At 38.6% G+C, this 25,721-nt stretch carries 19 protein-coding genes, 1 tRNA gene and 1 pseudogene; 11 read left to right on the forward strand and 10 right to left on the reverse strand.

The genetic code is table 11. From position 1 onward, the window contains the following. Positions 1–826 precede the first annotated feature (826 nt). On the forward strand, positions 827–1,120 hold the full coding sequence (locus M998_RS17765; protein ID WP_068445173.1) for a helix-turn-helix domain-containing protein: 294 nt from the start codon (positions 827–829) through the stop codon (positions 1,118–1,120). 268 nt (positions 1,121–1,388) lie between these two features. Here M998_RS17765 and M998_RS17770 read toward each other — a convergent pair whose 3' ends face one another. The 5 genes from M998_RS17770 to M998_RS17790 all read right to left on the reverse strand — a co-directional run bounded on the left by M998_RS17770 (position 1,389) and on the right by M998_RS17790 (position 7,829). Then, positions 1,389–3,263 (reverse strand): potassium/proton antiporter, encoded by a 1,875-nt coding sequence (locus tag M998_RS17770; protein ID WP_232007547.1) that lies wholly within the window; start codon positions 3,261–3,263, stop codon positions 1,389–1,391. 294 nt (positions 3,264–3,557) lie between these two features. After that, complete coding sequence (locus tag M998_RS17775; RefSeq protein ID WP_068445172.1) at positions 3,558–4,226, reverse strand: methionine ABC transporter permease; 669 nt, start codon at positions 4,224–4,226, stop codon at positions 3,558–3,560. Next, positions 4,223–5,236 carry a methionine ABC transporter ATP-binding protein gene (locus tag M998_RS17780; protein ID WP_068910109.1) on the reverse strand — a complete coding sequence of 338 codons (1,014 nt, stop codon included), beginning with the start codon at positions 5,234–5,236 and terminating at the stop codon, positions 4,223–4,225. The genes M998_RS17775 and M998_RS17780 overlap by 4 nt, the downstream gene beginning before the upstream one ends. 3 nt (positions 5,237–5,239) lie before the next feature. Next, a complete protein-coding gene (locus M998_RS17785) occupies positions 5,240–6,697 on the reverse strand; it encodes an FAD/NAD(P)-binding protein (RefSeq protein WP_068910111.1) in 1,458 nt (485 codons plus the stop codon). Between the two features lie 7 nt (positions 6,698–6,704). After that, complete coding sequence (locus M998_RS17790; protein ID WP_068910187.1) at positions 6,705–7,829, reverse strand: peroxidase-related enzyme; 1,125 nt, start codon at positions 7,827–7,829, stop codon at positions 6,705–6,707. A gap of 214 nt (positions 7,830–8,043) precedes the next feature. Between M998_RS17790 and M998_RS17795 the strand changes: the two genes are divergently transcribed. Further along, positions 8,044–8,886, forward strand: coding sequence for a MetQ/NlpA family ABC transporter substrate-binding protein (locus M998_RS17795; RefSeq protein ID WP_068445166.1), 843 nt, complete (start codon positions 8,044–8,046; stop codon positions 8,884–8,886). Between the two features lie 249 nt (positions 8,887–9,135). Then, positions 9,136–9,873 carry a cyclase family protein gene (locus tag M998_RS17800; protein WP_068445165.1) on the forward strand — a complete coding sequence of 246 codons (738 nt, stop codon included), beginning with the start codon at positions 9,136–9,138 and terminating at the stop codon, positions 9,871–9,873. 78 nt (positions 9,874–9,951) lie between these two features. Here M998_RS17800 and M998_RS17805 read toward each other — a convergent pair whose 3' ends face one another. The 3 genes from M998_RS17805 to M998_RS17815 form a co-directional block, all read right to left on the reverse strand. Next, a complete protein-coding gene (locus tag M998_RS17805; protein WP_068910113.1) occupies positions 9,952–11,187 on the reverse strand; it encodes an ArsB/NhaD family transporter in 1,236 nt (411 codons plus the stop codon). Between the two features lie 208 nt (positions 11,188–11,395). Next, a complete protein-coding gene (locus tag M998_RS17810; protein WP_068910115.1) occupies positions 11,396–11,806 on the reverse strand; it encodes a hypothetical protein in 411 nt (136 codons plus the stop codon). Positions 11,807–11,930: 124 nt separating this feature from the next. Then, positions 11,931–12,005: transfer RNA gene (locus M998_RS17815), tRNA-Arg, on the reverse strand. A gap of 451 nt (positions 12,006–12,456) precedes the next feature. Between M998_RS17815 and mlaA the strand changes: the two genes are divergently transcribed. Further along, positions 12,457–13,209, forward strand: coding sequence for a phospholipid-binding lipoprotein MlaA (gene mlaA, locus M998_RS17820; RefSeq protein ID WP_068445006.1), 753 nt, complete (start codon positions 12,457–12,459; stop codon positions 13,207–13,209). 622 nt (positions 13,210–13,831) lie between these two features. On the opposite strand, the pseudogene fadL reads toward mlaA, so the two are convergent. Continuing rightward, a pseudogene (gene fadL / locus M998_RS17825) lies at positions 13,832–15,144 on the reverse strand (long-chain fatty acid transporter FadL). 354 nt (positions 15,145–15,498) lie between these two features. Between fadL and M998_RS17830 the strand changes: the two are divergent. The 4 genes from M998_RS17830 to sixA all read left to right on the forward strand — a co-directional run bounded on the left by M998_RS17830 (position 15,499) and on the right by sixA (position 20,281). Then, positions 15,499–15,795, forward strand: coding sequence for a YfcZ/YiiS family protein (locus M998_RS17830; RefSeq protein ID WP_073890231.1), 297 nt, complete (start codon positions 15,499–15,501; stop codon positions 15,793–15,795). Positions 15,796–16,050: 255 nt separating this feature from the next. Then, complete coding sequence (gene fadI, locus M998_RS17835) at positions 16,051–17,370, forward strand: acetyl-CoA C-acyltransferase FadI (protein WP_068910116.1); 1,320 nt, start codon at positions 16,051–16,053, stop codon at positions 17,368–17,370. Further along, positions 17,370–19,544: a fatty acid oxidation complex subunit alpha FadJ gene (gene fadJ, locus M998_RS17840; RefSeq protein WP_068910118.1), complete on the forward strand. Its 2,175-nt coding sequence runs from the start codon at positions 17,370–17,372 to the stop codon at positions 19,542–19,544. The genes fadI and fadJ overlap by 1 nt, the downstream gene beginning before the upstream one ends. A 248-nt stretch (positions 19,545–19,792) precedes the next feature. After that, on the forward strand, positions 19,793–20,281 hold the full coding sequence (gene sixA / locus M998_RS17845; protein WP_068444997.1) for a phosphohistidine phosphatase SixA: 489 nt from the start codon (positions 19,793–19,795) through the stop codon (positions 20,279–20,281). A gap of 87 nt (positions 20,282–20,368) precedes the next feature. Here sixA and smrB read toward each other — a convergent pair whose 3' ends face one another. After that, complete coding sequence (gene smrB / locus M998_RS17850; RefSeq protein ID WP_068444995.1) at positions 20,369–20,911, reverse strand: endonuclease SmrB; 543 nt, start codon at positions 20,909–20,911, stop codon at positions 20,369–20,371. Between the two features lie 287 nt (positions 20,912–21,198). On the opposite strand from smrB, the gene hutI reads away from it, so the two are divergent. The 3 genes from hutI to hutU all read left to right on the forward strand — a co-directional run bounded on the left by hutI (position 21,199) and on the right by hutU (position 25,715). After that, entirely contained in the window at positions 21,199–22,443 is a 1,245-nt protein-coding gene (hutI, locus tag M998_RS17855) for an imidazolonepropionase (protein WP_068910120.1), read from the forward strand. Positions 22,444–22,798: 355 nt separating this feature from the next. Continuing rightward, entirely contained in the window at positions 22,799–23,536 is a 738-nt protein-coding gene (gene hutC / locus M998_RS17860) for a histidine utilization transcriptional repressor HutC (protein WP_111750936.1), read from the forward strand. Between the two features lie 499 nt (positions 23,537–24,035). Continuing rightward, positions 24,036–25,715, forward strand: coding sequence for a urocanate hydratase (gene hutU / locus M998_RS17865; RefSeq protein ID WP_068910122.1), 1,680 nt, complete (start codon positions 24,036–24,038; stop codon positions 25,713–25,715). The last annotated feature ends 6 nt before the right edge of the window (positions 25,716–25,721 follow it).

The following is a 25,721-nucleotide window of genomic DNA, read 5'->3' on the forward strand; positions in this document are numbered from 1 at the left end:
CATAAAGAGGTAACACTAAGAATTTAATGGATTATTATGCTTTGATGTCTCGACATGGCAGTGCTTAAGTTTGGGTGGCATCTTTTGAAGATAAAATAACAAAATAATAATTAACTTATCAGTAATTATTATTTTTTCATAATTTTGTGATATTCATCAAGTAAAGTGAACGTTTAACTTTCTTAACGTTAAGGTTTTGTTATGTTGGATAAGGTTTTAAGTAAAAGCAGTACGCTATTTTAAAAATTTAATGTCTTAATTTGAATTGTAACTAAAACTTTATCAATCTATGTTATTGATATTTGATATGGAATTATGATTATATATGTAAGATTGATAAATTTTACTGTTTTTTACAGAAATTAATCAATTATCATACGGTATTTATTCATAAAATGAATATGTTGATTTTCAATCATCAAATTTGTTACAGTGTTAAATTATTCTGTTTATTTCCTTTATTTTTAGATTAATTATCGGTTAAAAGGCTAATTTTCAGTGAATAATTTCATTGTAAGGAGCGAAGGGCTAACATAAAGCAACGTTACTCATCTATTGATTAACATCTTAACTAGTTGAATATACTATATTAATTTCAGGTTGTGACCCTTATGTAATCCTAGTAATAAATTGTTACATAGTTGCAATGTCATATTTAGACTAGTTGAAACTAATTAGATGGCTAGTATATCATTCCCCTCGAGATATATGCTGAATCGTTAGCATCATTATCAATAGTCATACCCATATAAAGATAACAATAGAAAAAACACAGTGAAGTTAGCTGGTTTTTAATTCAATAATATAAATTGAAGCGAGAATATTTATGAATACAAAATATCCTGTCGCTTGTGCAGTTGGACAAAAAATTAAATCACTAAGAAAAGCTCAAGGCTATACTGTTTTTCAGTTAGCTAAAGAGATTGATATCAGTGAGCAACAACTATTTCGTTATGAACGCGGTGTAAATCGCATCGATATAGATTGCTTAGTGCGTGTTTTAAAAATATTAGACGTTAACATGGGTGAGTTTTTCAGTGAAATACTGCAAGATGATATTCACGCAGTAGAGGGCAGAGAATCTAAAGGGTTTGATGACTCAATCTATTCTTTAGTTTAATAATTTATCAAATACATTTGTTTCATAATGAAACTTAATTAAGTTTATATTCCTTAAATGTTTCAATTATGAACATGGAAGCTACTATATTGACTCTAATTAATTTAGTAGGCATGCTTGATATATTATTTTTTCTCTTTGAATGCGTACCTATAAAAATAAAAGCCCTTTAAGGGCTTTTATTTTATATATACTGATGTAGAGTAATAGCTCAGTAATATTGGATTAAATAGAAATAATAAATAACCTCAGATAAATTAATGCGTGATTAACTTTCGAGCTCCTTCGTTGGTTCTAATATTACGGTTACAATCCGAGTTCCTATCATCTCGCCAATCCGTAACTGTAAGTCGGCTAATTTTATAACAAAATTTTGAGATGGTTCATTTTCCGTAGCATAAATAAATTGGTTAAGCGTTCTATCATCGCCATTATCAATCTGGATGCCATAAGATGAATATATCTCATTCAAGCGTGTTGTACCCTTAAGGCTTAATCCTGAGTCTGGTAGCTCAATAGGCTCGAGTTCAGGCGCATTTTTTTCGGAGAAAAGGCGTTCAAGGAAAATACGATTTTCAGGTTTGAGGACAACAAATAAATGGTCATCAGCATAAAACAGGGTAGATCCTCTCGGGGGTAGAACACTTTTGCCTCGAGTTATCATAGCAATAACGGTTTGGTCGGGTAATGCGAGTTGTGATAAACGGCGTCCGACAGCAGAACAGTCATCACCTAATGTATATTCCACGAGGTCGGCATCTATTTGATCAACGGCGGTGATATCTAAAGTTGCAGCGGGAATAAGGGGCGGTTGTTGCATCAGATTAAGTTTACGGGCGACATAAGGTAATGTAGATCCTTGTAAGGTTGCAGAGATTAATACGACGAAAAAGACCACATCAAAAATAAGATTAGCGCCGGGTAATCCATAAATAAAGGGAAAAATAGCCAAAATAATGGGTACAGAACCGCGTAGTCCCACCCATGAAATTAGGGCTATTTCAGGTTTAGGAAAACCAAACAACTTGAGTACAGGTATCACTGCTAATGGCCTTGCGATAAAAGTAAGCACTAATGCAATAATTAACCCTTCCAGCCATACCTCAATAAGTGAACTCGGATTAACCAACAACCCTAACATTACGAACATAATTATTTGACTAAGCCACGCTAAGCCATCGTGGAATAAGAAGGTATTACGTTGAAAAACAAAGCGATGGTTACCAATAACAACACCGGTAACAAAAATTGATAAGAACCCACTACCGTCTAGATTACTGGCAAGCCCAAAAGAAAGTAATCCACATGCTGCCACGAGCACAGGGTAAAGTCCCGTTGCTAATAGCTTAATTTTATTGATTATTTTTACTGAGATCCAGCCTACGCTGAGGCCAACAACAGTACCAATTCCCATCTGACTGAAAAATAATAGTACTAATTCACTACCAGATGCTTGTGGATTCATCAATAACTGCAATAAGCCAACAGTTAGAAAAATAGCCATAGGGTCATTGGTAGCACTTTCTATTTCTAGCGTTGATTGCAGACGCTCATTCAAATAGATGCCTGCATTACGTAATAAAGAGAACACGGCGGCGGCGTCAGTTGAACCAACGATAGCGCCGAGTAATAACCCTTCAAGTAAAGGTATACCAAGAATATAGGCTGCAGCTACCCCAGTGACACCGGCCGTGACAAGCACACCTAAAGTTGCGAGCGTAAAAGCGGGTTTCCAAACTAAACGAATTGATTTTACCGATGTTTGTAGACCACCATCAAATAGAATTAAAGCGAGTGCAAGCGAACCCACGGCATAGGAGACATTGACATTATCAAAAGTAATTTTTCCTATGCCATCTTCCCCTGCTAACATGCCAATAAAAAGGAACATAACCAGCATGGGTAAGCCGAGACGAGCGGACAGTTTACTGGAAAAAATACCCAGTAATATCAGTATTGATGTAAGTAGAATGAGTTGTTCAATAGTCGGCATAATCAGTTTAATCTGTAAGTGAATAAAACGCTGGCGATGCATCGTAAAGCGCGCGAAGAGGACAAGTAACCATAAATAGCTAAAAGAGGTAAAAATATGCGGTTGACTGATATTTTGGCTTGAATGCCAATAATAAACATTAAAAAGCATATCATCCTGATTATAATATAAATTACTTAAAATAAATTGATGTTTTATCGCATTTTAATCATTAAAATAGTAAATAGGCTATAAATTCTAATTAGATTAATCGATTCACGCGTTTTAGCTCGCTATTTAGTTTAATTGAGTATCTCTAGGTGCTCTATGATGAAATATAGCTATAAAATCAGCTGGATAAATAGTATTAAGCCATGATGATCAGAGTGCGTATAAAAGGAGGGGGAGTTAGTGTTGAATAGAAAAATAAGGCCGAAGAAATAATGGCATCGGCCTTACCCATAATTAATGAAAACGTGCTTTTTTAGCTAAGTAATCACCAATAAATTGCATGCCTTGTACAATGATCACTAATGTAACAACCGTAATTGCCATAGCCACATTATCAAATCGTTGATAACCATAATTAAGCGCTAAATCACCCACTCCGCCACCACCAACTGCACCCGCCATCGCCGTTGCACCGACTAACGTAATACTGGCCGCCGTGAGGCTTAAAATTAGCGATGACTTCGCTTCAGGTAAAATAAAATGCCAGACAATTTGCCAATTTGTCGCGCCCATTGCATCAGCGGCTTCAATAATACCTGAATGAACACTTAGTAATGAGTTTTCAACTAACCGAGCGGTATAGGGGGCAATAAAAATAACTAGAGGTACTATTGCTGCAGTTGTTCCTATTGATGTCCCAACCATAAAGCGAGTGAGAGGGATCATGGCGACTAATAAAATAATAAAAGGTAACGAACGTATAATATTAATAATTGGATTAACAATACGATAAATACATTTATTTTCCCAAATACCATCAGGTCTTGTTACAACAAGTAAAATACCAAGCAAAATACCAAACAATGAGCCTAATACTAAGGCAATGCTAACCATCGTAAAGGTTTCTGACATTGCTAATAAAAATTGTTTACTCGTTAACGCAGTATCAAAAAGCTTTGTCATAGCGCCCCCTTATTAACAGCTACACCACGATGACGTAAAAATTGAATTGCATCATCGATATCAGTTTTATTACCAATTATTTGTACAAACATGCTACCAAGGACAATGCCGCTTATTTCTTTCATATTGGCAAATAAGATATTAATTTTGATTTTATTTTGTAGCATCAATTCATTTACTACAGGCTCGTGAGCAGACTTCCCTAAAAATTCTAACCGATATACATCTTGTCGATGTTCCAAATTATGAAGTACGCGCTCAGGGATCTCTTCATTTAATACAGTACTAACAAATTTTTGTGTCGTTAAATGTTGCGGCTTAGCAAAGATGTCTAATAAAGTTCCCTCCTCAACAATACGCCCTGATTCCATAACGGCGACACGATTACAAACTTGTTCAATGACTTCCATTTCATGAGTCACGACTAAAATAGTAATATCCTGCTCACGACTAATTTTTTGTAATAATAATAATATGGATTGCGTTGTTTGCGGGTCAAGTGCTGATGTGGCTTCATCACAAAGTAAGATTTGTGGGTTATTAATTAATGCACGAGCAATACCTACTCGTTGCTTTTGCCCACCAGATAGTTGGCCTGGATATTGATTTTTTTTATCGCTTAATTCGACATATTCAAGAATGCTATCAACTCGACGATTAATTTCTTGTTTATCGATTCCAATTAGTACCAGTGGCATAGCAATATTTTGAGCCACAGTTTTGGTTTCCAATAAATTAAAATGTTGGAAAATCATACCAATGCTTTTCTTATGATTGCGAATTTCGGCTGGGCTATGATCAGCAATATTTTGCTCATTGATAATCACTGCGCCACCGGTTGGTTTTTCTAATTGATTGACCAAACGAATAAGGGTGCTTTTTCCCGCGCCGCTGTAGCCAATAAAACCAAAGATATCCCCTTTATTTATATGCAAATTAATATCTTGCAACGCAACTAAGGATTGCCCATTTTTTTCATATACTTTTTGGACATTTTGAAATGTGATCATTATTTACTCCACATTATCGGTTAGTTGCACACGATTTGCTGGTGAAGGAGCGGCTTGCCACTCATCGCCTAAAAGTTCAGCTTCAGTACTTGTTTTCACTAATTCAAGGTGATGCGATTGATGCATGAGATAGAGTTGTGCCGCAATATGGTCGGCAAGTCGTTCTGCACCTGTATTAGTTCCTGGGATCAATCCAATAACGGGCCCCATACTTAAAGACGCACTCAAATTGAAGCAATAAAATGTGCTTAATTGAGGTAAATCGTATTCAGCTTTAGCTTGTAATTCAAAGTGTGAGCCGAGATAGGGGTGAGAGGCTAATTCGCTATTTTCTTCATTTTTAGGTGGTGTATAAACGTCTCTCCACGTTTTAATCAAAGGGGCTAATTGATTAAATGCCGTTTGTTTAAACCAGTTAATACGATACCCAGTCGCCAAAATTAAGTAATCGAGGATAAATTGATCATTGTTGGTGGTGACATGAAGTTTTTTACCCTTTAATTCAACCTGTTTAACAGGAGAGTTAAAATTAAAATAAGCATTTTTATGGCGTGAGACACGTAAAGTACTGCCATGAGGCGCAGGCGTTTTAGCCTTTGCAACATAGTCGGTATAATGCCATTTTTGTGCATCTGTAAAATAGGCATAAGCATTCGAAAATCCGGCACTTCCTGCGACTTTCCCGCGATTAACTCGCGGCATATCACTTGCACGGATCAGGATTTCTACCGAGTTGGCGCCATATTCAAGTGCAGTTGCCGAGCTATCCATCGCACCAGCACTGTAACCCACTACGCCAATATCGAGCCCAGCAAAACGTTGATAATCACTCCCTGCATATGAATGTTCCCAATACGCTTTAGGGATATGATCCATAAAACTTGGAATATTGGGTTCACTAAAAGATTCCATACCTGTTGCTAAAATGACATGTTGGGCAATATAGCGTTTGCCGCCATCTGGCGTTTCGAAAAATAATTCACTGCCACTAGGGGTAAGCTGTACATCAACCAATTGATATTGGTTGAATACCTGTGGATTTGTCATCAATTTGAACCATTGTAGGTATTCTCCCCACTGTAAACGAGGGATTTTGTCCAACTGCTCCCATGCAATGTGCCCAAATTGCGCTTTGAACCAAGCCTGAAATGTGAGTGACGGGGACGCAAGTGCAGGCCCGACAACTTGTTTTGGCGAACGTAATGTTTCCATTAGCGCCGGTTTTTGCCATGGACCTTCTTTACCCGCAATGGCTTGGTCAAATACCACTGCATTTATACCGCGTAATTTCAGTGCAAATGCGGCGGTAATACCTGACATCCCCGCGCCAATAATCGCGACATCTAATTGGTTATTTTCGAGGTTATTGTTTGACAGTGACCATGATGTTATTGGTAAATTTAAGTATTGAAGATCTTGTTGTATTTGTGCTTCCAAAGCAGGTAAGCCATTGATGCCCATTATGAGATTACTCCTTATCTTCAATGAGTTTGAAAGGCTCTCCGAGGGACAGCATTAAGCGATTTGCCCACGAGAAAAAGGCGGCTGATTGAATAAGGTCAACAAGTTCTAATTCAGATAAGCCGAGCTCTCGTAGCGTGCTTACTTGTTGAGTCGATGCTTGAATGGGCGTTGTCGAAAGCGAGGCGACAAGGTCGGTAAGGGCCAATAATCTATCATCGAAATTTTCAGCGAGGACAGATCCTGTTTGAGTTGCTAATAATGCATCAACATCAAATTTACGTGTTTTTTCGTATTGGCTTGCTTTGCGGGCATGTACCGAGGCACAGTAAATACATCCATTGACTTTACTGACCACAGCGGCAGCAAATTCACGTTCCCAGCGCGGTAATCCACCCGAAGTATAAAACACACCTCGGTCTATCAATGTGCGAATTTCTAATATTTTGCTGTGATGAGCGAGTAATAAAAAATATTCAGAATTTAGTTGACCGAATTTTTTCATTACTTGCGCTTCATTATCACTGAGAGTACTGGCGTCTCTTGCGGGTAACCAAGCCTCCCAGCCTAAATTATCTTGCGTAAATTCAGTTGGTGAAGGCTTACCTTGCTGGGTTAATAATTGATGATTCCATTCACCCGCAGTAACTTTTTTAGAGGAACTTTCATCATTATTCTGAGCAAGTAACAAAAGTAATCCTTCAATTAACCTAGCTTGGTAGGTTACAAAGGTAATTAATTGGGCAAGCAATACAATATTTGCTGATTGCCAGCCGTGCTGTGTCAGATTTTTAATGAGCGAATAATTTGTCGCTTTTGGCTCAAGGGTTAATATTTGCAGATATTCCTTAGCTAGTTTTAAATCGACTGTGAATTCAATCGGTTTTTGTGCCTGCAATAGTTGAAGATAATAATTTGCTAAGTTTTCACTGCCTGTTAGTTTTGCAACTTCTAGGGCAAAGTAATATTGAATATTTATTGGTAATACGGTTGAGGACGTAGAAAAAATAGTGTCAAAAGCCGCTTGTGTATTTTCAGTTGCCACTTCACGTTCTTGGCGTATTTTCGCCAAATCAGAATCCGGTGTTAAATTAGTCAGAAAATTAATTAAATCATCATTGAGAATAGTCATAAAGTAACTCACTTTTTTTAAACGTTTTTTTATCCCCTTCATTACATCTCATACACATCAGTAATCGAACGAATGATTTGTTATATGCATATAACTAAATGGAATTAAAATCCTTTTATATATTACTTTTGTATTAAGATATAACGATACGATCTAAGTGGCGCGGACAAAAAATGATTATACTGCCTTAAATATTTTCACAGGGCTGTTACAAATGTTAAAACAAAAATTAATAAATATATCTCTGATTGCCACCGCGATTATCTCGCTTACTGCTTGTGGTGATAACACTGAAAAAGACAATCCAAATAAAAAACAAATTACGATTGGCTTCGGGGTTGGCAATTATATTGACCAAGTTGACAAAGGCATTGTGCCTATTTTAGAAAAGAAAGGTTACACCGTTAATTTACGTCAGTTTTCTCAAAATAGGCAAATAAACCCAGCATTTGAAGAAAGTTCAATTGATGCATCAGTCAATCAAAGTCGTGCTTACATGGATGCCTATAACAAGAAAAACAATATTAATATGGTCGCACTAACGGATTCACCAAGTGCTCCACAAAGTTTACGCTCTAATAAACATCAATCAGTCGATGAAATACAGGATGGCATGATAGTCGCTTTATCAAATGATCCTGTAAATGCAGAGCGTGGCGCACGTATTTTAGAAAAATTAGGTTGGATTCAAATTAAACCTAATGTGAGCACCTTAAGTTTTAGTGTGAATGATATCGAATCAGGAAAATATAATCTTGATATACGCGAAACCGATGCAGCACAAGGATTGCGATTATTAGATGACGTCGATTTTGTCGTTGTTAACGGTAATTATGTTGCCAGTGCGGGGCAGCGAATTGCGGATGGATTGGTGGTAGAGAATTCACCACTGGAACACCGTGTTATCGTTACTGTCATGCAAAAAGATCAGGATGCGCAATGGGCGAAAGATTTAAAAGAAGCCTTTGAGTCAAAAGAGTATGCAGATTATGTACGTTCACAGCGAATTTATGATGGGTTCATCGAGCCCGATAGTTGGAAGCAGTATCCTAGATAAAGTCCTAGTCTAATTTTATTTAATTTAAAGTTGTGCTTTAGCCACTAAATAATTACTGTTTAGTGGCTTTTTGTTTTTATATTTCTGTTATTTATTCTTTGATCTTTAAGGTATTTAATATGAAAAATATTCGTATTGAATAGATAGACAAAACAAAGTTTTTTAGTTATTTAATAGATGAAGTGACTTAATAAAAATAAAGCTGGATAGCTTACGATTTTAATAAAATTAACCTGACAGGGGAAAGAAATGGCGAATGAACTGATTAATGCACTCAATGTATTAAAATCGAAAACGTGGGTTGATTTAACACATATATTTGATAAAAACTCACCTCACTTTTTCATGTTTGAGTCTGCGGAATTTAAAACATTATTTGGTTACCCAGAAGGTTTCTTTGCCCAGCAATTTACCTTTCCAGGACAATACGGCACACACATTGATGCGCCATGCCATTTTGTCGAGGGCAAACGCTATTTACATGAGATCACGTTGAAAGAGTTGGTATTGCCACTTATCGTTATTGACCAGTCGGAAAGGGCTAAACAAGATCCGAATTTTTCTTTTTCTCGCGATGATGTAATTGAATTTGAGAAAAAATACGGACAAATCGAGCCAGAAACATTTGTGGCATTACGAACTGATTGGAGTAAACGCTGGCCATCTCAATCTAAAATGGATAACAAAGATGCTGAAGGTAATAACCAAATACCAGGTTGGGGAATTGATGCCTTGAAGTTTTTATTTGAGGAAAGAGGCGTTAAAGCGATTGGCCATGAAACATTTGATACGGATTCCGCCAAAGATTTTCGTCAAAATAATGCGTTATTAGCGGAATATTATGTACTTGAACAGGATACATACCAAGTTGAGCTAATGGCAAATTTAGACAAACTTCCAACTCGCGGTGCTGTTATTTTTAATATTATGGCTAAGCCTAATAATGCTAGCGGTTTTCCTGTCCGTTCATTTGCTATTCTTCCTTAAAAATCTGAGTCATAAGTTTATCAATCTGTAATCTTGGCAGCAGATTGATAAATTTAATAAAAATTAACTGTTGTCAAATTAAAGTGCAATTAAAATCCAAGCGGTAGCAAGTAACATACAAATAGCTGCAACTATGCCGCCCGATTTCGCAAATTCAGAAAATGAAATTTTTACGCCATATGCGGCAGATTGCTCAACAACAATAATGCCCGCAAGACTGCCAAAGACAAATAAATTACTTGAGAAGCCCGAACCGAGTACTAAAGCTGCGCCAAGTGAATCCGCATTCCCATCGGGGGTTAAAAATGGCACGAGCAACATCACTGATGGATTATTGCCAACAATAGTGCTTAGTACACCCGTTACTAAAAAGAGAATAATGGGATTATTTAAATCCACTCCATGGTTACGTAAGTCATTTAATAATTGTTGGGGTAAACCGGTTGAGGCAAAGGCGGCATTAACGACAAATAATCCCATTATTAATAATAAAAGATTACCATCGACAAGTTTTAGCATATCACTTGAGGCGATAGAACGATTAAGTAATAAAAATCCGGCGGCGGTTAGCGCAATTAACTCTCTTGGGATATCACTTGCTACAAAAGCGATAATAACAGCGAAAGTAATAATACCTGCCTTAGCTGTCTCCCAAACATTTAAATTTTCTTGAGGTGAAGATGTAGGGGGCGATTGAGGATTATCTTTGGTTAAATACCATCGGTTTCGATATAACCAAACTAAGACTAGCCATGTGAGCGGTAAAGATAATAATGCTGGGATAGCTGATGCTTGAAGTAAACCGACAAATGAAATATCTAATCCCTGTGCTGCAATCATATTTTGTGGGCTACCTATTAATGAGCCAGCAGCGCCATTATTTGCGGCAAAACAGAAGCCGAGTAAAAAAGGAATAGGGTTAAGACCACGAGATAAAGTAATCGAAACTAATAAAGGTGTCATTGCGACAACGACAACATCATTGGTGAGCAAGGCGGAGAGTATCCCACCAACAGCAATTAATACAGCAAGTAACGTTGGAGCACTGACTTTTAGCATCGCTACACGGTTAGCAGTCCAACTATAGAAGCCAGATACAACAAAAGATGCAGAAACGACCATTAAGCCAAATAGCATACCGATTGTTCGATAATCAATAGCATTCCAAGCATGAGGCGGTGTAATACTTCCGATTGCCATCATTGCTAAAGCGCCAATAACAGCAGCACCGGTTCTATCTACTTTAAAACCAGGCAGCTTACCAAATCCCATTGCGATATAAACCAACAGGAACACAATAATAGTGAGAGTCATAATAGTCGCATTATTACAAATAAAGTTAAGGCTAATTTAGCGATGAATGATTATTGAGGCAAGACTAAATAATCTTTTAATAATAATAAGTTGCATTTACTACTAAATACGACCATCTCAATTGGATTGATCTGTAAACCGAAGGAAAATAAGATTGTTATTGATAAATATTCACAGTCTTTTGGCTAGATATTTAGCGTTAAAATGTCTATTTGGTATTACTACAATTCACTTGTTTGTCGACAATCATACAATTTGCCGTAGCAGATGGGTTTACAGGTAAACTTAACTGCTCAACCCAGCGCATCAACCTTTGCTTTGCTGTTAATCTTACGGTCACTTGAATTTTATCTTTTTGGCTAATATTCTCCACTGAATATTCAATTAATTGATTTTTATTGAAAATAAAAGTGTAGTCTGCTTTTCCATTTGAGAATTCTGGATGAATTTTATTTAAATATAAAAGTAATTCATAGTTATCCTGAATAGCCTGTTCATCGGGTATTCCTTCAATTTTAATTACTTGATTTTTAGGCATTCCAGCTAAGACGACATTAGATTCAGTCGTCGTTACACAACCGGTTAAAAGCAAAAATAAGAAAAACAATGTCTGTTTCATGGGGAACCGCTTGAATAAATGTGGACTTAAATTATTGGTTAGATAATAGCCTGTGCATGGGTTGATTGAAATAGGAGAATATAAGAATGAGGAATGTCTTTTTTAGGCAATGCATTGATTTTACTGGTGTCCCCTGCAGGAATCGAACCTGCAACTAGCCCTTAGGAGGGGCTCGTTATATCCATTTAACTAAGGGGACATAAATCATTAGCACTAAACTGAGGTTGGCATTTTACTGTTCAGACCCAATTGAATCAAGTTGTTACGCTAAAATTATTTTGCTTGAGTGTTTAATGTACGATTGGTTTGTTTTTTAAGCGAACATTAAAACTGTACATTATTCCGTAATACGCTTTTTGTTAAAGTTTAAAACAAAATGGCGCATTAAGATTTTGATAAAAAATATTCTATTTATATTTCAATTGGTTGATTGCTATTTTTTGGGTCAGTATTTACCCGAAGATGCTTTTTGTACTAACTAATAATTTTTCTTATAATAATGTAATAATTAAATAAGGTATAGTTAGTACTATTGGGATATTTAATCACTCAAAACGATTAACAAATTTATCTGTTTGACTTTATGATAAGCGGATTCGTGAAAATTTTGAAAGTACTGCTTCAGGATGGTACAGGGAATGGAGAGGATTATGAAGTTTCGCATGAGCATTGTGCTTCTTATTGGGATATTAATTGGTGGTTGCGCCAGTTCAATTGATCCTGCAACACAAGAACGCTCAGACCCACTGGAAGGTTTTAACCGAGCAATGTTCAATTTCAACTACAATGTCTTGGATCCTTATGTCTTAAGGCCGGTGGCGGTTGCTTGGAATGACTATGTGCCTATGCCAGCTCGAAATGGATTAACCAACTTTTTTGTTAACCTTGAAGAACCTGCAAGCATGTTGAATAGTTTCTTACGTGGTGAAGTGACCCAAGGTTTTAAACATTTTAACCGTTTCTTCCTCAATACCGTATTTGGTATGGGAGGCTTAATTGATGTTGCCTCTATGGCAAATCCACAACTGGCTAAAGAAGAACCAAAACGATTTGGTAATACTTTAGGATATTACGATGTGGGTTATGGGCCGTATGTTGTATTACCCGGTTATGGGAGTGCGACCGTTCGAGAACAAGGTGGTGACTTAGTTGATGATTTATACCCAATGCTGAGTTATTTAACGTTCTGGATGTCTGCGGGTAAATGGGCGCTTGAAGGAATTGAAACCCGAGCAAGGTTATTGGATTCTGATGGATTGCTGAGAAATTCGTCTGACCCATACTTGATGTTGCGCGAAGCTTATTTCCAGCGAAATGATTTCTTGTCGAAAGGTGGCGTGTTGCAAGCAGTTGAAAACCCAAATGCTGCTGCGATTGAAGGGGATCTTGATTCTATTGATTAAAATAGAAAAGCGTCTTGATCGTTGAAAGGTTTATCACTCTCTATACAGTAAAATATTAGAGAGTGATAAATTTAAGACTAATCATTGTCCTGCTTTCCTCGCTGTGACACTGTGTCAATCAAAGCAATAATTCCCAGCACACCAATGAAACTAACCGTAAACAGTGTTCCCATAAAACCTCCTACGTTGTCGTCATAAATACCTCTTTGAACTCTCCCGTTCACAAATCAAAAATATATTTATCAATGCAATACATTAATTCATATGTTGTTTTTACTTTATGATCGCGATCGTTTATTCATAATACTGAATATTTAGACAAGAACATTCAGCTAATTCAAGGGTGGTTAAATAAAGTGTAAATATAGACTTGCCATACTTCAAGTTGTCGCGTTCTTGACTGCGCTCAGCGGTTAAAATCAGAAGGTTTGCCTATGCTTATAGGCGAATTGATCAGAATATTGGCTGTTAATAATTTGTTATAAAATGATTCATATATTTATATATAAATGACTTTGAGAAAATGTCAATAAAAAGTAGTTTGGGCGGGGTTTTAATAAAAAAGTGTGAGTAGGGGGAAATCAGGGGGGGAAGATCCCCCCTGATAAAATAAGGTAGATAATTAGAATGCGTAGTTAAAGTTCACGCCATACAGCCATGCAGAGCCTTCAGATTTAAAGCGCACAACTGAGTTAGGGTCTGATTCAACAAGTTTTTCATTAATATTGACTTTTTTACCGTGCATATAGGCAATACCAACATCGACAGAAGCATCTTCATTGAATGCATAGGTTGTTCCCGCACTTAACCAGTAACGGTCTTGGTCAGGGATTGAGATTGAGCGATATTCAGAGCGGACAGGGCTTTCATCGTAAGCAATACCGGTGCGGAATGTCCAGTTATCGTCATAAAAGTAAGTGGTACCAATAGCTAAGCGCCAAGCATCTTTAAAGTGTTCAGGTTTATGGAACAGTTCTTTACCATTACTTTTTTGATAAGCGGTTAGGTCTTTAAAGGTACTCCACCCAGTATAAGCTACGCTATAATGCATTGCCCATTGTGGTGCAACTTTATGATAGCCAGAGAACTCCCAGACATCAGGTAAATTGAGATCTAGTTTACCTTAACGGTGCCGCCATTAAGCCCACCAATCTGAGCAGGGAGATCATTTGAGAACTTACCCTCTTCAAATTTAACTTTGACTTCTGAACGGTACGTTAAACTTAGGCGGTTGTCTTGATTGAATTCATATAGAATCCCTGTGTTCCAACCATAACCCCAGTCATCACCTTTCAACTTTGCGGCTGTTGTACTTGGCGTAACGCCTAAAGCAGGTGGAACTTTACCAGCGCCAATCCCCATATGGCGGGTGATTTCGGCATCGGCATAGACAGCATTAACACCTAAACCAAAACTAAAGTTATCATTTAAACGATATGCGCCGCTTAAATTTAAGTTAACGGTTTTTAAGTCAGTTTTTCCTGCAACAGGCCCACCGGCATAATCCTTGCTAAAATCAGTCGCTAAACCAAAGTTGGTGGTCATTGAGGTGCCAACAGCCCATTTATCATTGATTGGGAAGATAAAGTGAGCATTGGGAACAAGGGCATTAGGGGCGATATTATTGGCAGTAAACATATCGTTATCACGGCCTTTAATATCAACGGTCGGGTCAATATAAACTGCACCAACGGAAAGAGAAGGGCGATTAAATAGCATCATTGCAGCGGGGTTACGGCTACCTTCACTTGCGTTATCCCCCATAGCGCCAGCGCCAGAGAACGCACGTCCGAGTGCCGAGGTTGAATATTCATTAAGCAAAAAACCAGCCGCGCCTGCGTTGGAAGACATTATTGCCACTGCTATAGCTAAAGCTGACCGAATTGCCACTGCTATAGCTAAAGCTGACCGAGTAAACAGGTTTTTCTGGCTCATGACCAAAACCCTCTTGTATGTTTTATTTGAATAAAGCGACTTCTATCGCAAGAAGCGCTGAATTGTAGGGTCGCTTGTCGTTATGACAAATCAGACCAGTTACTAGAGTATAGGTCTGACCACCTGATATGTTGCAAGTATGTTTTGTATTTATTGTGACCTTGCTTTCAAAAATGCGATCTATTTAACAAAACGGCAACATAAAAAGACAAAAAAAGCACAATAAATATCCACAAGTGGGGTTAGATCAAACTTATGTTGGATTATTAGCGATAAACTTTGATTCAGACTGGTTTTTACCACTTTTTCAGCGTTATGATAGGCGCTTAACAGTTTGTTTATTTGGAGAGTAAAATGACTGATGCGATTAACCGTTGTAGTGCGGAAGAGACAGCAGCTTGCTGTTGTGTAGATGTCGGTACGATTCTTGATAATAAAGATTGTACGGCCTCGTATCAGCATGTTTTCGCAACACAAGGAGAGGCGGAATCCATGTTGAAAACACTCACAGACAAAGCGAAATCGGTTGAGTCTGAACCTTGTGTTATTAACCACTCTTTTAACGCTGTAGAGGGTGGAATTGAATTAACGGCTGATTTTAATTTTAGCTGTGAAGCAGAAAGTCTAATTTTTCAATTAGGGCTTCGTTAATCAAGCGATTGAATTGATTTTATCACCCTTTTACTTTCGTTATTCAACGTTGTGAAAGGGTTTCTTCTTGTTACTCACCTTTAGTTATTTCCTTTCTCATTCATTTCATTCTAAGTTGCGCGCTGCTTCGCATTTTTCATTAGTACCATTTGATAATTGTGAAAATTATGTTAACAATCAATACAGGTCAGACCTCTTTGGTCGGGTATTGAAAAACAATTTTAATTTTCCTTTTTTCTTGTAGCAGGAGCGACCATGAATCAACTTTCCCAACATGGCGAAAGCACTTATATAGCGAAAGAAAGAATTGCCATCGTGAGTGGGTTACGTTTACCTTTTGCTAAGCAATCTACTGCCTATCAAGGGATTGCGGCTGTTGATCTCGGCAAAGCGGTGGTCGCAGAGTTGTTGTGTCGCAATGATTTAGACAACGCATTAATTGAACAGCTGGTGTTTGGGCAAGTAGTACAAATGCCTGAAGCGCCGAATATTGCAAGAGAAATTGTCTTAGGAACGGGAATGAGTGTGTCCACGGATGCCTATAGTGTTTCCAGAGCCTGCGCGACAAGTTTTCAAGCCATTGCTAATGTTGCTCAAAGCATGATGGTGGGGGATATTTCAATTGGTATTGCCGGTGGTGCAGATTCATCTTCCGTGTTGCCCATTGGCGTTTCAAAGAAATTAGCCGCAACACTTTTAGCCTTGAGCAAAGCCAAATCAGTAGGCCAAAAATTATCGTTAATTGCAAAACTGCGTTTAAAAGACTTAGCACCAGTAGCCCCGAGTGTCGCAGAGTATTCAACAGGCTTGCGAATGGGCGATACCGCAGAGCAAATGGCGAAAAGCTATCAAATTAGCCGTATTCAACAAGATGAATTAGCGCATCGCTCTCATTTACTTGCGGCTAAAGCATGGGATAGCGGGGTATTAGCGCAAGAAGTGATGACGGCCTATATGCCACCATTTAAGCACGCTTTTTCACAGGATAATAATGTCCGAGGTAACTCGGTTTTATCGTCATACGCTAAATTAAAGCCGGCATTTGATCGTAAACATGGCACCGTGACTGCGGCAAACAGCACACCTTTAACGGATGGTGCGGCCGCTGTATTGATGATGACTGAATCAAGAGCAAAAGCCCTAGGCTATACCCCTCTAGGGTATATTCGAAGCTATGCATTTTCTGCCATCGATGTATGGGAAGATATGTTGCTAGGGCCCTCTTATGCGACACCTATCGCTTTGAAGCGCGCAGGGTTAACGTTACAGGATTTAACACTAATTGATATGCATGAAGCATTTGCTGCCCAAACATTAGCGAATATAAAAATGTTTTCAAGTCGTCAGTTTGCTCAGGAAAAGCTCGGGCTAATGCAAGAGATTGGTGAGATAGATATGGATAAGTTTAATGTGCTTGGTGGCTCAATCGCTTATGGACACCCATTTGCGGCCACAGGTGCTCGTATGGTGACTCAAACATTAAATGAATTGCGTCGACGTGGTGGTGGGTTTGGCTTAACAACGGCTTGCGCCGCAGGTGGTTTAGGTGCAGCGATGATCTTGGAGGTGGAATAATGGAACAACATTCTACTACAGAGGTAAAAACGGATATCACTGAACCTGCGTTTACACTCGAAATTTATGATGAAAATGTGGGTGTGATTTTTATTGATGTGCCGAACGAAAAAGTAAACACCTTAAAAGCGGAGTTTGCAGAACAATTTTTAGCCATTTTACACAAGGCACAATCGACATCTGGGTTAAAAGGCTTAGTTATCACATCGGGTAAAAAAGACAATTTTATCGCCGGTGCTGACATTAGCATGATTGCAAATTGTGAAACAAAAGCACAAGCCAGCGAGCTTTCAACAGAAGGCCATGCGCTATTTGATAAAATAGATAATTATCCTTTACCGATTATTGCTGCAATTCACGGTGCATGCTTAGGGGGTGGCTTAGAGCTTGCGCTGGCTTGCCATGCAAGGGTGTGTTCAAGTGATGATAAAACACGGTTAGGGCTGCCAGAAGTGCAGATTGGGCTGTTACCCGGTTCCGGTGGTACGCAGCGACTACCTCGCTTAGTGGGTATCCCTCATGCACTAGACTTAATGCTCACAGGGCGACAGCTAAAAGCGAAGCAAGCACAAAAAATCGGCTTAGTGGATGATGTTGTCCCTACGACTATTTTATTAGATGTCGCAATAAAAATGGTAAAAAAAGGTGGCGTTCATCGTCCTGCAATCCATTGGCAGCAGCGTTTACTTAGCAGTAAGTTTTTACGTAATCAAGTATTTAAAAGTGCTAAACAAAAAGCATTAAGCAAAACAAAAGGGCATTATCCGGCGCCGGAAAAAATTATTCAGGTTGTTAAAATAGGCATGAATAAAGGTCTCAAAGCTGGCTATGCAGAAGAAGCAAAAGCGTTTGGTGAATTAGTGATGACACCTGAGTCGGCAGCGCTGCGTAGCTTATTTTTTGCGTCAACAGCATTAAAAAATGAGGCAGGCGCACAAGCAACACCATTAAAAATAAAACAGATAGGTGTACTCGGTGGCGGTTTAATGGGCGGTGGAATTGCTTATGTCAGTGCTTCTCAAGGTAAATTACCTGTTCGTATCAAGGATATTTCAGATAAAGGTGTAACTCAGGCATTGCGTTATAGCTGGGATTTGCTTACTCAACGAGTATTAAAAAGACGTTTATTGTCTCGTGAGCGTTCAGCAATTATGTCTAGAATTTCTGGGACGTTAAGTTACCAAGGGCTTGATAAATCGGATGTCGTTATTGAAGCTGTCTTTGAAGATTTAGCATTGAAACAAAAAATGGTTGCTGAAGTTGAAAAAATGTCAGCGGGGAGCGCTATTTTTGCATCAAATACATCGTCTTTACCTATTCATCAAATAGCCGCTGAGTCGACTCATCCTGAAAAGGTAATTGGTCTACATTATTTTAGTCCTGTCGATAAAATGCCATTGGTGGAAGTGATCCCGCATGAGCATACTGACGCAAAAACTATCGCAACTGTTGTCGCTTTGGCTAAGCGCCAAGGAAAAACTGCCATTGTCGTTGGTGATGATGCCGGCTTTTATGTTAACCGAATATTAGCGCCTTATTTATGTGAAGCGGCTGAATGCCTTGTACAAGGTGAGCCGATTGAACATATCGATAACGCATTGGTCAATTTTGGTTTTCCTGTTGGCCCATTTAATCTACTCGACGAAGTGGGCATCGATGTGGGAACTAAAATTTTGCCTATTCTTGTCGAGCGTTTTGGTAATCGATTTAAAGCGCCTGAAGCACTAGATAAAGTGGTTAAGGATGATAGAAAAGGAAAGAAAAATGGTAGAGGATTTTATGAATATGGCCACTCATCTTCCCGTTTAATATTTTGGAAAAAATCATCAAAACGTCAAGTTGATAAACGTATCTATTCATTAATTAATATTCACGTTGAGAGTAAACAAAGCAAAACGGAAATTGCTCAACGCTGCGTCATGTTAATGCTCAATGAAGCGGCGCGTTGTCTGGATGAAAAAATTATTCGTAGTGCTCGGGATGGGGATATTGGCGCTGTATTTGGCATTGGCTTCCCACCATTCTTTGGGGGACCATTCCGCTATATGGATAGCTTAGGGATTGCGAAAACCGTTGAGACGATGAAAATGCTATCAGAGCGTTATGGTGACAAATTTCAGCCTTGCGATTTGTTATGTCATATGGCTGAAAATAATACAAACTTCTATCAATAATTTAATGGTTAGCGGCTAAATTTTTGTTTGTTGAAGAAACCTGATACCGTATGGCGCTAATACGGTTATCAGGTTTTTTTGTTTTTCTGCAAATAAAAAAGATTAACAAAAAACAACTTAAGTCATTTTATTTGGCTCGAGTTTGTTGCAGAATCAATTCTAGCCCCAACTGATGGTTACTTTTATAACAATTATCTTAACAAAAAGATTAGTCATTCCGATAGGATAGGCTACTCAGATGGTGGATTATGCAAGTTTATATTATGCGTCATGGTGATGCAGCGATACAGGCAGCGAGCGATGCTGCTAGACCATTAACTCAAAAGGGAAAAGACGAGTCAGTATTGATGGCGCAGTGGCTAAGTCGCCATGAGCCTAAAATTGATCACGTATTAGTAAGCCCCTATCTACGAGCAGAGCAAACATTACAGGTAGTGCGTGATAATCTGACTTTACCAATACAAGTTGGGGTTATGGAAGCGCTAACGCCTGGAGGGGATGCGACATTTGTTGCTGATTATATTCGAGACCTTGCAGTGCTTGAAACTAATGCGGTTTTAGTCGTTTCTCATTTGCCACTGGTGGGATATTTAGTTTCCGAGTTGTGTCCACAAGAGGCTCCTCCTATGTTCACCACTTCAACAATCGCCTGTATTAACATTGACGTAGCACATTTAAAAAGTCATGTTGAGTGGATGATGAGTCCATCTCAACTTATGTTTGCTAAAGATCGTTGATCTTTTAGGGAAAGAGGGCGTTTTGTTACCTCAAGTAAGGGGTCTCTCTCTATGTTGTAAAAGCAAGTCTAAAAGGTCATCTGAATCTTAGCGACGAGCACTTTCAATCGTCTCGATTAACAATAAAATAGCGGCATTACCCCCCCATTCTTTAGGGGCTTGGTGAAATGCAATAATATCAGGGTGTTGTGCAAGCCAAAGCGGAGTTTGTTGCTTTAATATATGCTTACCATGTCCATGCATGATGCAGGCACAATAGACATTCTCCCTTTTACATGCCGCAATAAGCGCCCCGATTTCTTGCTTAGCTTCCATTTGCGTCAGACCATGCAAATCAAGAAAAAGCTCTGGTACATAATCACCTCTACGCAATTTTTTTAGTTCATATGGGTTTGAACTTGGCTTCAAATAGCGGGTAGGACCTTCGTCTTCAAGCAGCGGCTGAAACTCATCTGAAAAATAAAAAGAGGCATCAATTTGTTCTTGCATGACTTTTTTATTGGATGGTTGTGTGACTTTGGCTCGTATAGGAGCATGTAAAATTTGATCTTGGCGGATTTTTTTTGTTCCGCTAATCGACTCTTTAAATAGATGAATATCTTCATCCTTTAGTCCAAATTTATTTTTCATATTCTTTTAATAAAACATTCTTTTTTAGATGTGCGTGACTTAACTTAGTGTAACTCATTTTTAATATGAACAGTTATAGACTCCCTCGACTATCTTCGTCTGTACCTTATCGGTCACGCGAATTATTTTGAGTATAACTGAAGAATATCGGTGTTGAATAACAAATTTGTAACCTTTTAGAGCAGTATACATTGACAAGAGTAGGTCTTTTAGTCTAATTGTATATACATATATATACCTCTATTTATGAAATTAATAACATGATTTCAACTCTAATAGGAAATGCTATGTCATTTAAAGCTCAATCCCAAGATGTTGTTTGGCGTAATAGCCGTATTGCTTCAATGGATGTGGATTCAACATCAGCATATGGGTTAATTGAAAATCATGACTTAATTGTTCGTGATAATAAAATAATCGCGATATTACCGAGTGATGAAGTTGATGGAACAGATAGTCAAGTCATTGATGTTGAAGGTAGGTTAATTACGCCAGGATTAATTGATTGCCATACACATTTAATTTTTGGTGGCAACCGAGCGGCGGAATGGGAACAGAGAATGAATGGTGTTTCCTATGAAACGATTAGTGCTCAGGGTGGTGGTATAAACTCCACGGTACGTTCGACAAGACAAACAGATGAAAAAGCGTTATTTGAGGTTTCTCAACCGCGACTAGAAGCACTAATTCGCGAAGGTGTGACCACCATTGAAATGAAGTCAGGTTATGGTCTCGATTTTGAAAGTGAGAAAAAACAATTACAGGTCGCTAAGCAATTAGCTGCAATTTATCCTATTTCAGTTAGCTCGACATTATTATCTGCTCACACTGTTCCCCCAGAATATAAAGGGAAGGCTGACGAATATATTGATTTAATTTGCGAAGACATAATGCCTAAACTTTGGCATGAAGGGCTTTTTGAATCGGTAGATGTTTTTTGTGAAAGTGTTGGTTTTTCATTGGAACAAAGTAAAAAATTATTTTTGGCGGCTCAAAAATTAGGGATCCCGGTTAAAGGGCACGTAGAGCAATTATCTAATTTGGGTGGCAGTGAGTTAGTTGCGAGTTTTAAAGGGTTGTCGGTTGATCATATTGAATACTTAGATATTGAAGGGATCCGTGCGCTTAAAAAGAGTGGTACTGTAGCCGTTTTACTGCCCGGTGCATTTTATTTTCTAAGGGAAACAAAATTACCACCTATTGAATTGTTACGTGAGCATCAAGTGCCGATGGCGATTTCAACGGATTTTAATCCGGGAACAAGTCCTTTCGCGTCATTGCGTATGATAATGAACATGGCAGCCGTATTATTCCGATTAACACCTGAAGAAATTTGGGCTGGCGTAACATGTCATGCAGCAAAAGCATTAGGCCGTGAGCAAACTCATGGTCAATTGAAAGCAGGGTATCATGCAGACTTTATTGTCTGGAATGCAAAAGACCCTGTAGAAATGATTTATGAGCAAGGCAGTAATCCGTTGTTTATGCGAGTCTATCAGGGGGTGGTCACCACTGATGTACTTGCCGCTTAGCTGACTTTAAATTATGCAGCATGATTTATGTAGAGTATGAACAAGTCATGCTGATGAAATTATTTTAGGTATTAATCAGTATTAGATAAAAATAACCACCTATAATGCAGTGGTCGTCATCATAATTAATAACGTTCTGATTGCTGTGAGTTTGGATAATATTCAACATAGGCAGTAATATTTTATTTTAAATTTAATAAGGCTTACTTGTATTTTCTTTTATAAAATATGATGGGCTCAATTTTATTATTTGCGACTGTCAGGATAAGTAGTATCCGATAGCTATAATGGCAGTGTTTGGGATTTAATTATCTTATCACCTGCTTGGTTCTTATTGACTAAACTGGAAATCACTGTGACAGCCGAAAAACAAACCAAAGAAAAGATAGGAACTCCTATTCCTCTCTATTTGCAAGTAAAACAATCGATTACTGAAAAAATATACACAGGGGAATGGCAAGCTAACGATAGAGTGCCATCGGAAGCCGAACTAGTTATTCAATTTCATTGTAGCCGAATGACGGCCAATCGTGCTTTGCGTGAGCTAACCGCGGAAGGGTTGCTGGTCAGATTGCAAGGCGTAGGGACTTTTGTTGCAGAGCCGAAAGGTCAATCAGCACTTTTTGAAATCCACAGTATTGAGGCTGAAATAGTTGCAAGGGATCATCAATACAGTTGCAAAATAATTAAACTTGAAGAGGTTACGGCTTCGGTCGCGCTGGCAAAAGAGCTAAATATATCGGTAGGTACACGGGTTTATCATTCGATTATTGTTCATTTTGAAAATGAAATTCCGGTTCAAGTTGAAGATAGATATGTTAATGCATTCGCTGCGCCTGAATATTTACAACAAGACTTTTTATCTGTCACTCCTCATGACTATCTTTCTCAAGTAGCCCCTCTTACGCAAGGGGAGCATATTGTTGAAGCCGTTGAGGCGGACGAGCGTTCAGCTAAATTATTGCATATTAATATAGGGTCTTCTTGCCTACTCATTACTCGACGAACCTGGTCACAAGCCTTCACTGTCACCAGCACAAAGCTATTGTTCCCCGGACATCGTTATAAATTAAAGGGGCGTTTTTCTTCCTAGTTATTCAATATGATGGTAGCTAATTATTTAAATACATAGTTAGCTATTAAACCCATTTATATCCCTCCTGATTTCGCCCCTTAAATAAATCCACGATAAGCTAAAATCTGCGATTCAACCAAAGCTAAATGTAAATTTACTGTGAATAAAATGTGATATTGATGGCATATTTAGAATAAAAAAACAGTATGGTTTAAACTTTGTATCGGTTTATTTGATTGATTAATAAGTGAAAATAAAATAAATCCAGTCATTTTATCTCAATGTGTTGTTAAAAAATGAATTGATTGTACATGTATATACAACTATACCTATAGAGAGACGAAATCAGTACAACATGTATTTCTCCCAAGTAAATTCAAGTTGCCCGTTAGCGGCACAGATAGATAAAGACTGACATTGAATATGCCATCAACAGCGATATTGAATGTAGACCCTTTGCTTGCCACTGACACTCAACCTGAATTATTTAGGGTATCGATAAAGAGGGTATAAAAAAGTGACCGCACTTAATAATAAATATAGAAATGTCGAAATTAGATCGCCTCGTGGAAACACATTGACCGCAAAAAGTTGGCTGACGGAAGCCCCTTTACGCATGCTAATGAATAACCTTGATCCTGATGTCGCCGAAAATCCGCATGAATTAGTGGTTTATGGTGGGATTGGGCGTGCAGCACGTAATTGGCAGTGCTATGACCAAATCGTAGAGTCACTTAAACAACTTGAAAATGATGAAACCCTACTTGTTCAATCCGGAAAACCGGTAGGTGTATTTAAAACCCATGAAAATGCCCCTCGCGTATTAATTGCTAACTCAAACCTTGTCCCTCACTGGGCAAATTGGGAGCATTTCAATGAATTAGATGCGAAAGGCTTAGCCATGTATGGTCAGATGACCGCAGGTAGCTGGATTTATATTGGTAGCCAAGGGATTGTACAGGGCACCTATGAAACATTTGTTGAAGCAGCGCGCCAACACTTTAATGGTGATTTAACCGGACGTTGGGTATTAACGGCAGGTTTAGGTGGAATGGGTGGCGCGCAGCCGTTAGCCGCAACATTAGCCGGCGCGTGTTCACTCAATATTGAATGCCAGCAAAGTCGCATTGATTTTCGTCTAAGAACCCATTACGTGGATGAGCAAGCAACCGATCTGGATGATGCACTTGCACGCATTAAAAAATACACCGCAGAAGGAAAGGCAGTTTCGATTGCGCTTTGTGGAAATGCCGCTGAAATATTGCCTGAATTAGTTAAGCGCGGTGTTAAACCTGACATGGTTACAGACCAAACCAGTGCCCATGACCCACTTAACGGTTATTTACCCATTGGTATGAGTTGGGATGAGTACCGTGAACAAAGTGTAAAAAACCCGCAAAGTACCGCGCTTGCAGCTAAAAAATCCATGGCGGAACATGTTAAAGCCATGTTGGCATTCAAGAAACAAGGTATTCCAACCTTTGATTACGGCAATAATATCCGTCAAATGGCATTAGAAATGGGGGTTGAAAATGCCTTCGATTTCCCGGGATTTGTGCCTGCTTATATTCGCCCACTATTTTGTCGTGGTGTAGGACCGTTCCGTTGGGTTGCGCTATCCGGTGATCCTGAAGATATTTATAAAACTGATGCCAAAGTTAAACAATTATTGCCAGACGATAAGCATTTACACCGTTGGTTAGATATGGCGCGTGAGCGTATCAGCTTTCAGGGATTACCTGCACGAATTTGCTGGGTTGGCTTAGGAGACCGAGCAAAATTGGGTTTAGCGTTTAATGAAATGGTAAGAAGTGGTGAAGTGTCGGCACCGATCGTTATTGGTCGTGACCATCTTGATTCTGGGTCGGTAGCAAGCCCAAATCGTGAAACAGAATCAATGAAAGATGGCTCAGATGCTGTGTCAGATTGGCCATTACTCAACGCATTATTGAATACCGCCAGTGGCGCAACATGGGTGTCTTTGCATCATGGTGGTGGCGTCGGTATGGGCTTCTCACAACATTCCGGTGTTGTCATTGTTTGTGATGGAACCGATGAAGCCGCTGCACGGATTGCTCGCGTTTTACATAATGACCCTGCAACAGGGGTGATGCGCCATGCGGATGCGGGCTATGACATTGCAATCGAATGTGCGCATGAAAAAAATCTTAATCTACCAATGCTAAAAACACGTTAAGGAGTG

The sequence above is a fragment of the Providencia heimbachae ATCC 35613 genome, from assembly GCF_001655055.1.
GTDB lineage: Bacteria > Pseudomonadota > Gammaproteobacteria > Enterobacterales > Enterobacteriaceae > Providencia > Providencia heimbachae.

Bases quoted from the DNA above. Each gene is read 5' to 3' on its own strand.
- M998_RS17780 (WP_068910109.1), bottom strand. From the start codon at position 5,236: ATGATCACATTTCAAAATGTCCAAAAAGTATATGAAAAAAATGGGCAA.
- M998_RS17795 (WP_068445166.1), top strand. From the start codon at position 8,044: ATGTTAAAACAAAAATTAATAAATATATCTCTGATTGCCACCGCGATT.
- M998_RS17765 (WP_068445173.1), top strand. From the start codon at position 827: ATGAATACAAAATATCCTGTCGCTTGTGCAGTTGGACAAAAAATTAAA.
- smrB (WP_068444995.1), bottom strand. From the start codon at position 20,911: ATGAAAAATAAATTTGGACTAAAGGATGAAGATATTCATCTATTTAAA.
- M998_RS17790 (WP_068910187.1), bottom strand. From the start codon at position 7,829: ATGACTATTCTCAATGATGATTTAATTAATTTTCTGACTAATTTAACA.
- hutI (WP_068910120.1), top strand. From the start codon at position 21,199: ATGTCATTTAAAGCTCAATCCCAAGATGTTGTTTGGCGTAATAGCCGT.
- mlaA (WP_068445006.1), top strand. From the start codon at position 12,457: ATGAAGTTTCGCATGAGCATTGTGCTTCTTATTGGGATATTAATTGGT.
- M998_RS17805 (WP_068910113.1), bottom strand. From the start codon at position 11,187: ATGACTCTCACTATTATTGTGTTCCTGTTGGTTTATATCGCAATGGGA.
- M998_RS17785 (WP_068910111.1), bottom strand. From the start codon at position 6,697: ATGGGCATCAATGGCTTACCTGCTTTGGAAGCACAAATACAACAAGAT.
- M998_RS17800 (WP_068445165.1), top strand. From the start codon at position 9,136: ATGGCGAATGAACTGATTAATGCACTCAATGTATTAAAATCGAAAACG.
- M998_RS17810 (WP_068910115.1), bottom strand. From the start codon at position 11,806: ATGAAACAGACATTGTTTTTCTTATTTTTGCTTTTAACCGGTTGTGTA.
- M998_RS17775 (WP_068445172.1), bottom strand. From the start codon at position 4,226: ATGACAAAGCTTTTTGATACTGCGTTAACGAGTAAACAATTTTTATTA.
- fadJ (WP_068910118.1), top strand. From the start codon at position 17,370: ATGGAACAACATTCTACTACAGAGGTAAAAACGGATATCACTGAACCT.
- fadI (WP_068910116.1), top strand. From the start codon at position 16,051: ATGAATCAACTTTCCCAACATGGCGAAAGCACTTATATAGCGAAAGAA.
- M998_RS17830 (WP_073890231.1), top strand. From the start codon at position 15,499: ATGACTGATGCGATTAACCGTTGTAGTGCGGAAGAGACAGCAGCTTGC.
- sixA (WP_068444997.1), top strand. From the start codon at position 19,793: ATGCAAGTTTATATTATGCGTCATGGTGATGCAGCGATACAGGCAGCG.
- M998_RS17770 (WP_232007547.1), bottom strand. From the start codon at position 3,263: ATGCTTTTTAATGTTTATTATTGGCATTCAAGCCAAAATATCAGTCAA.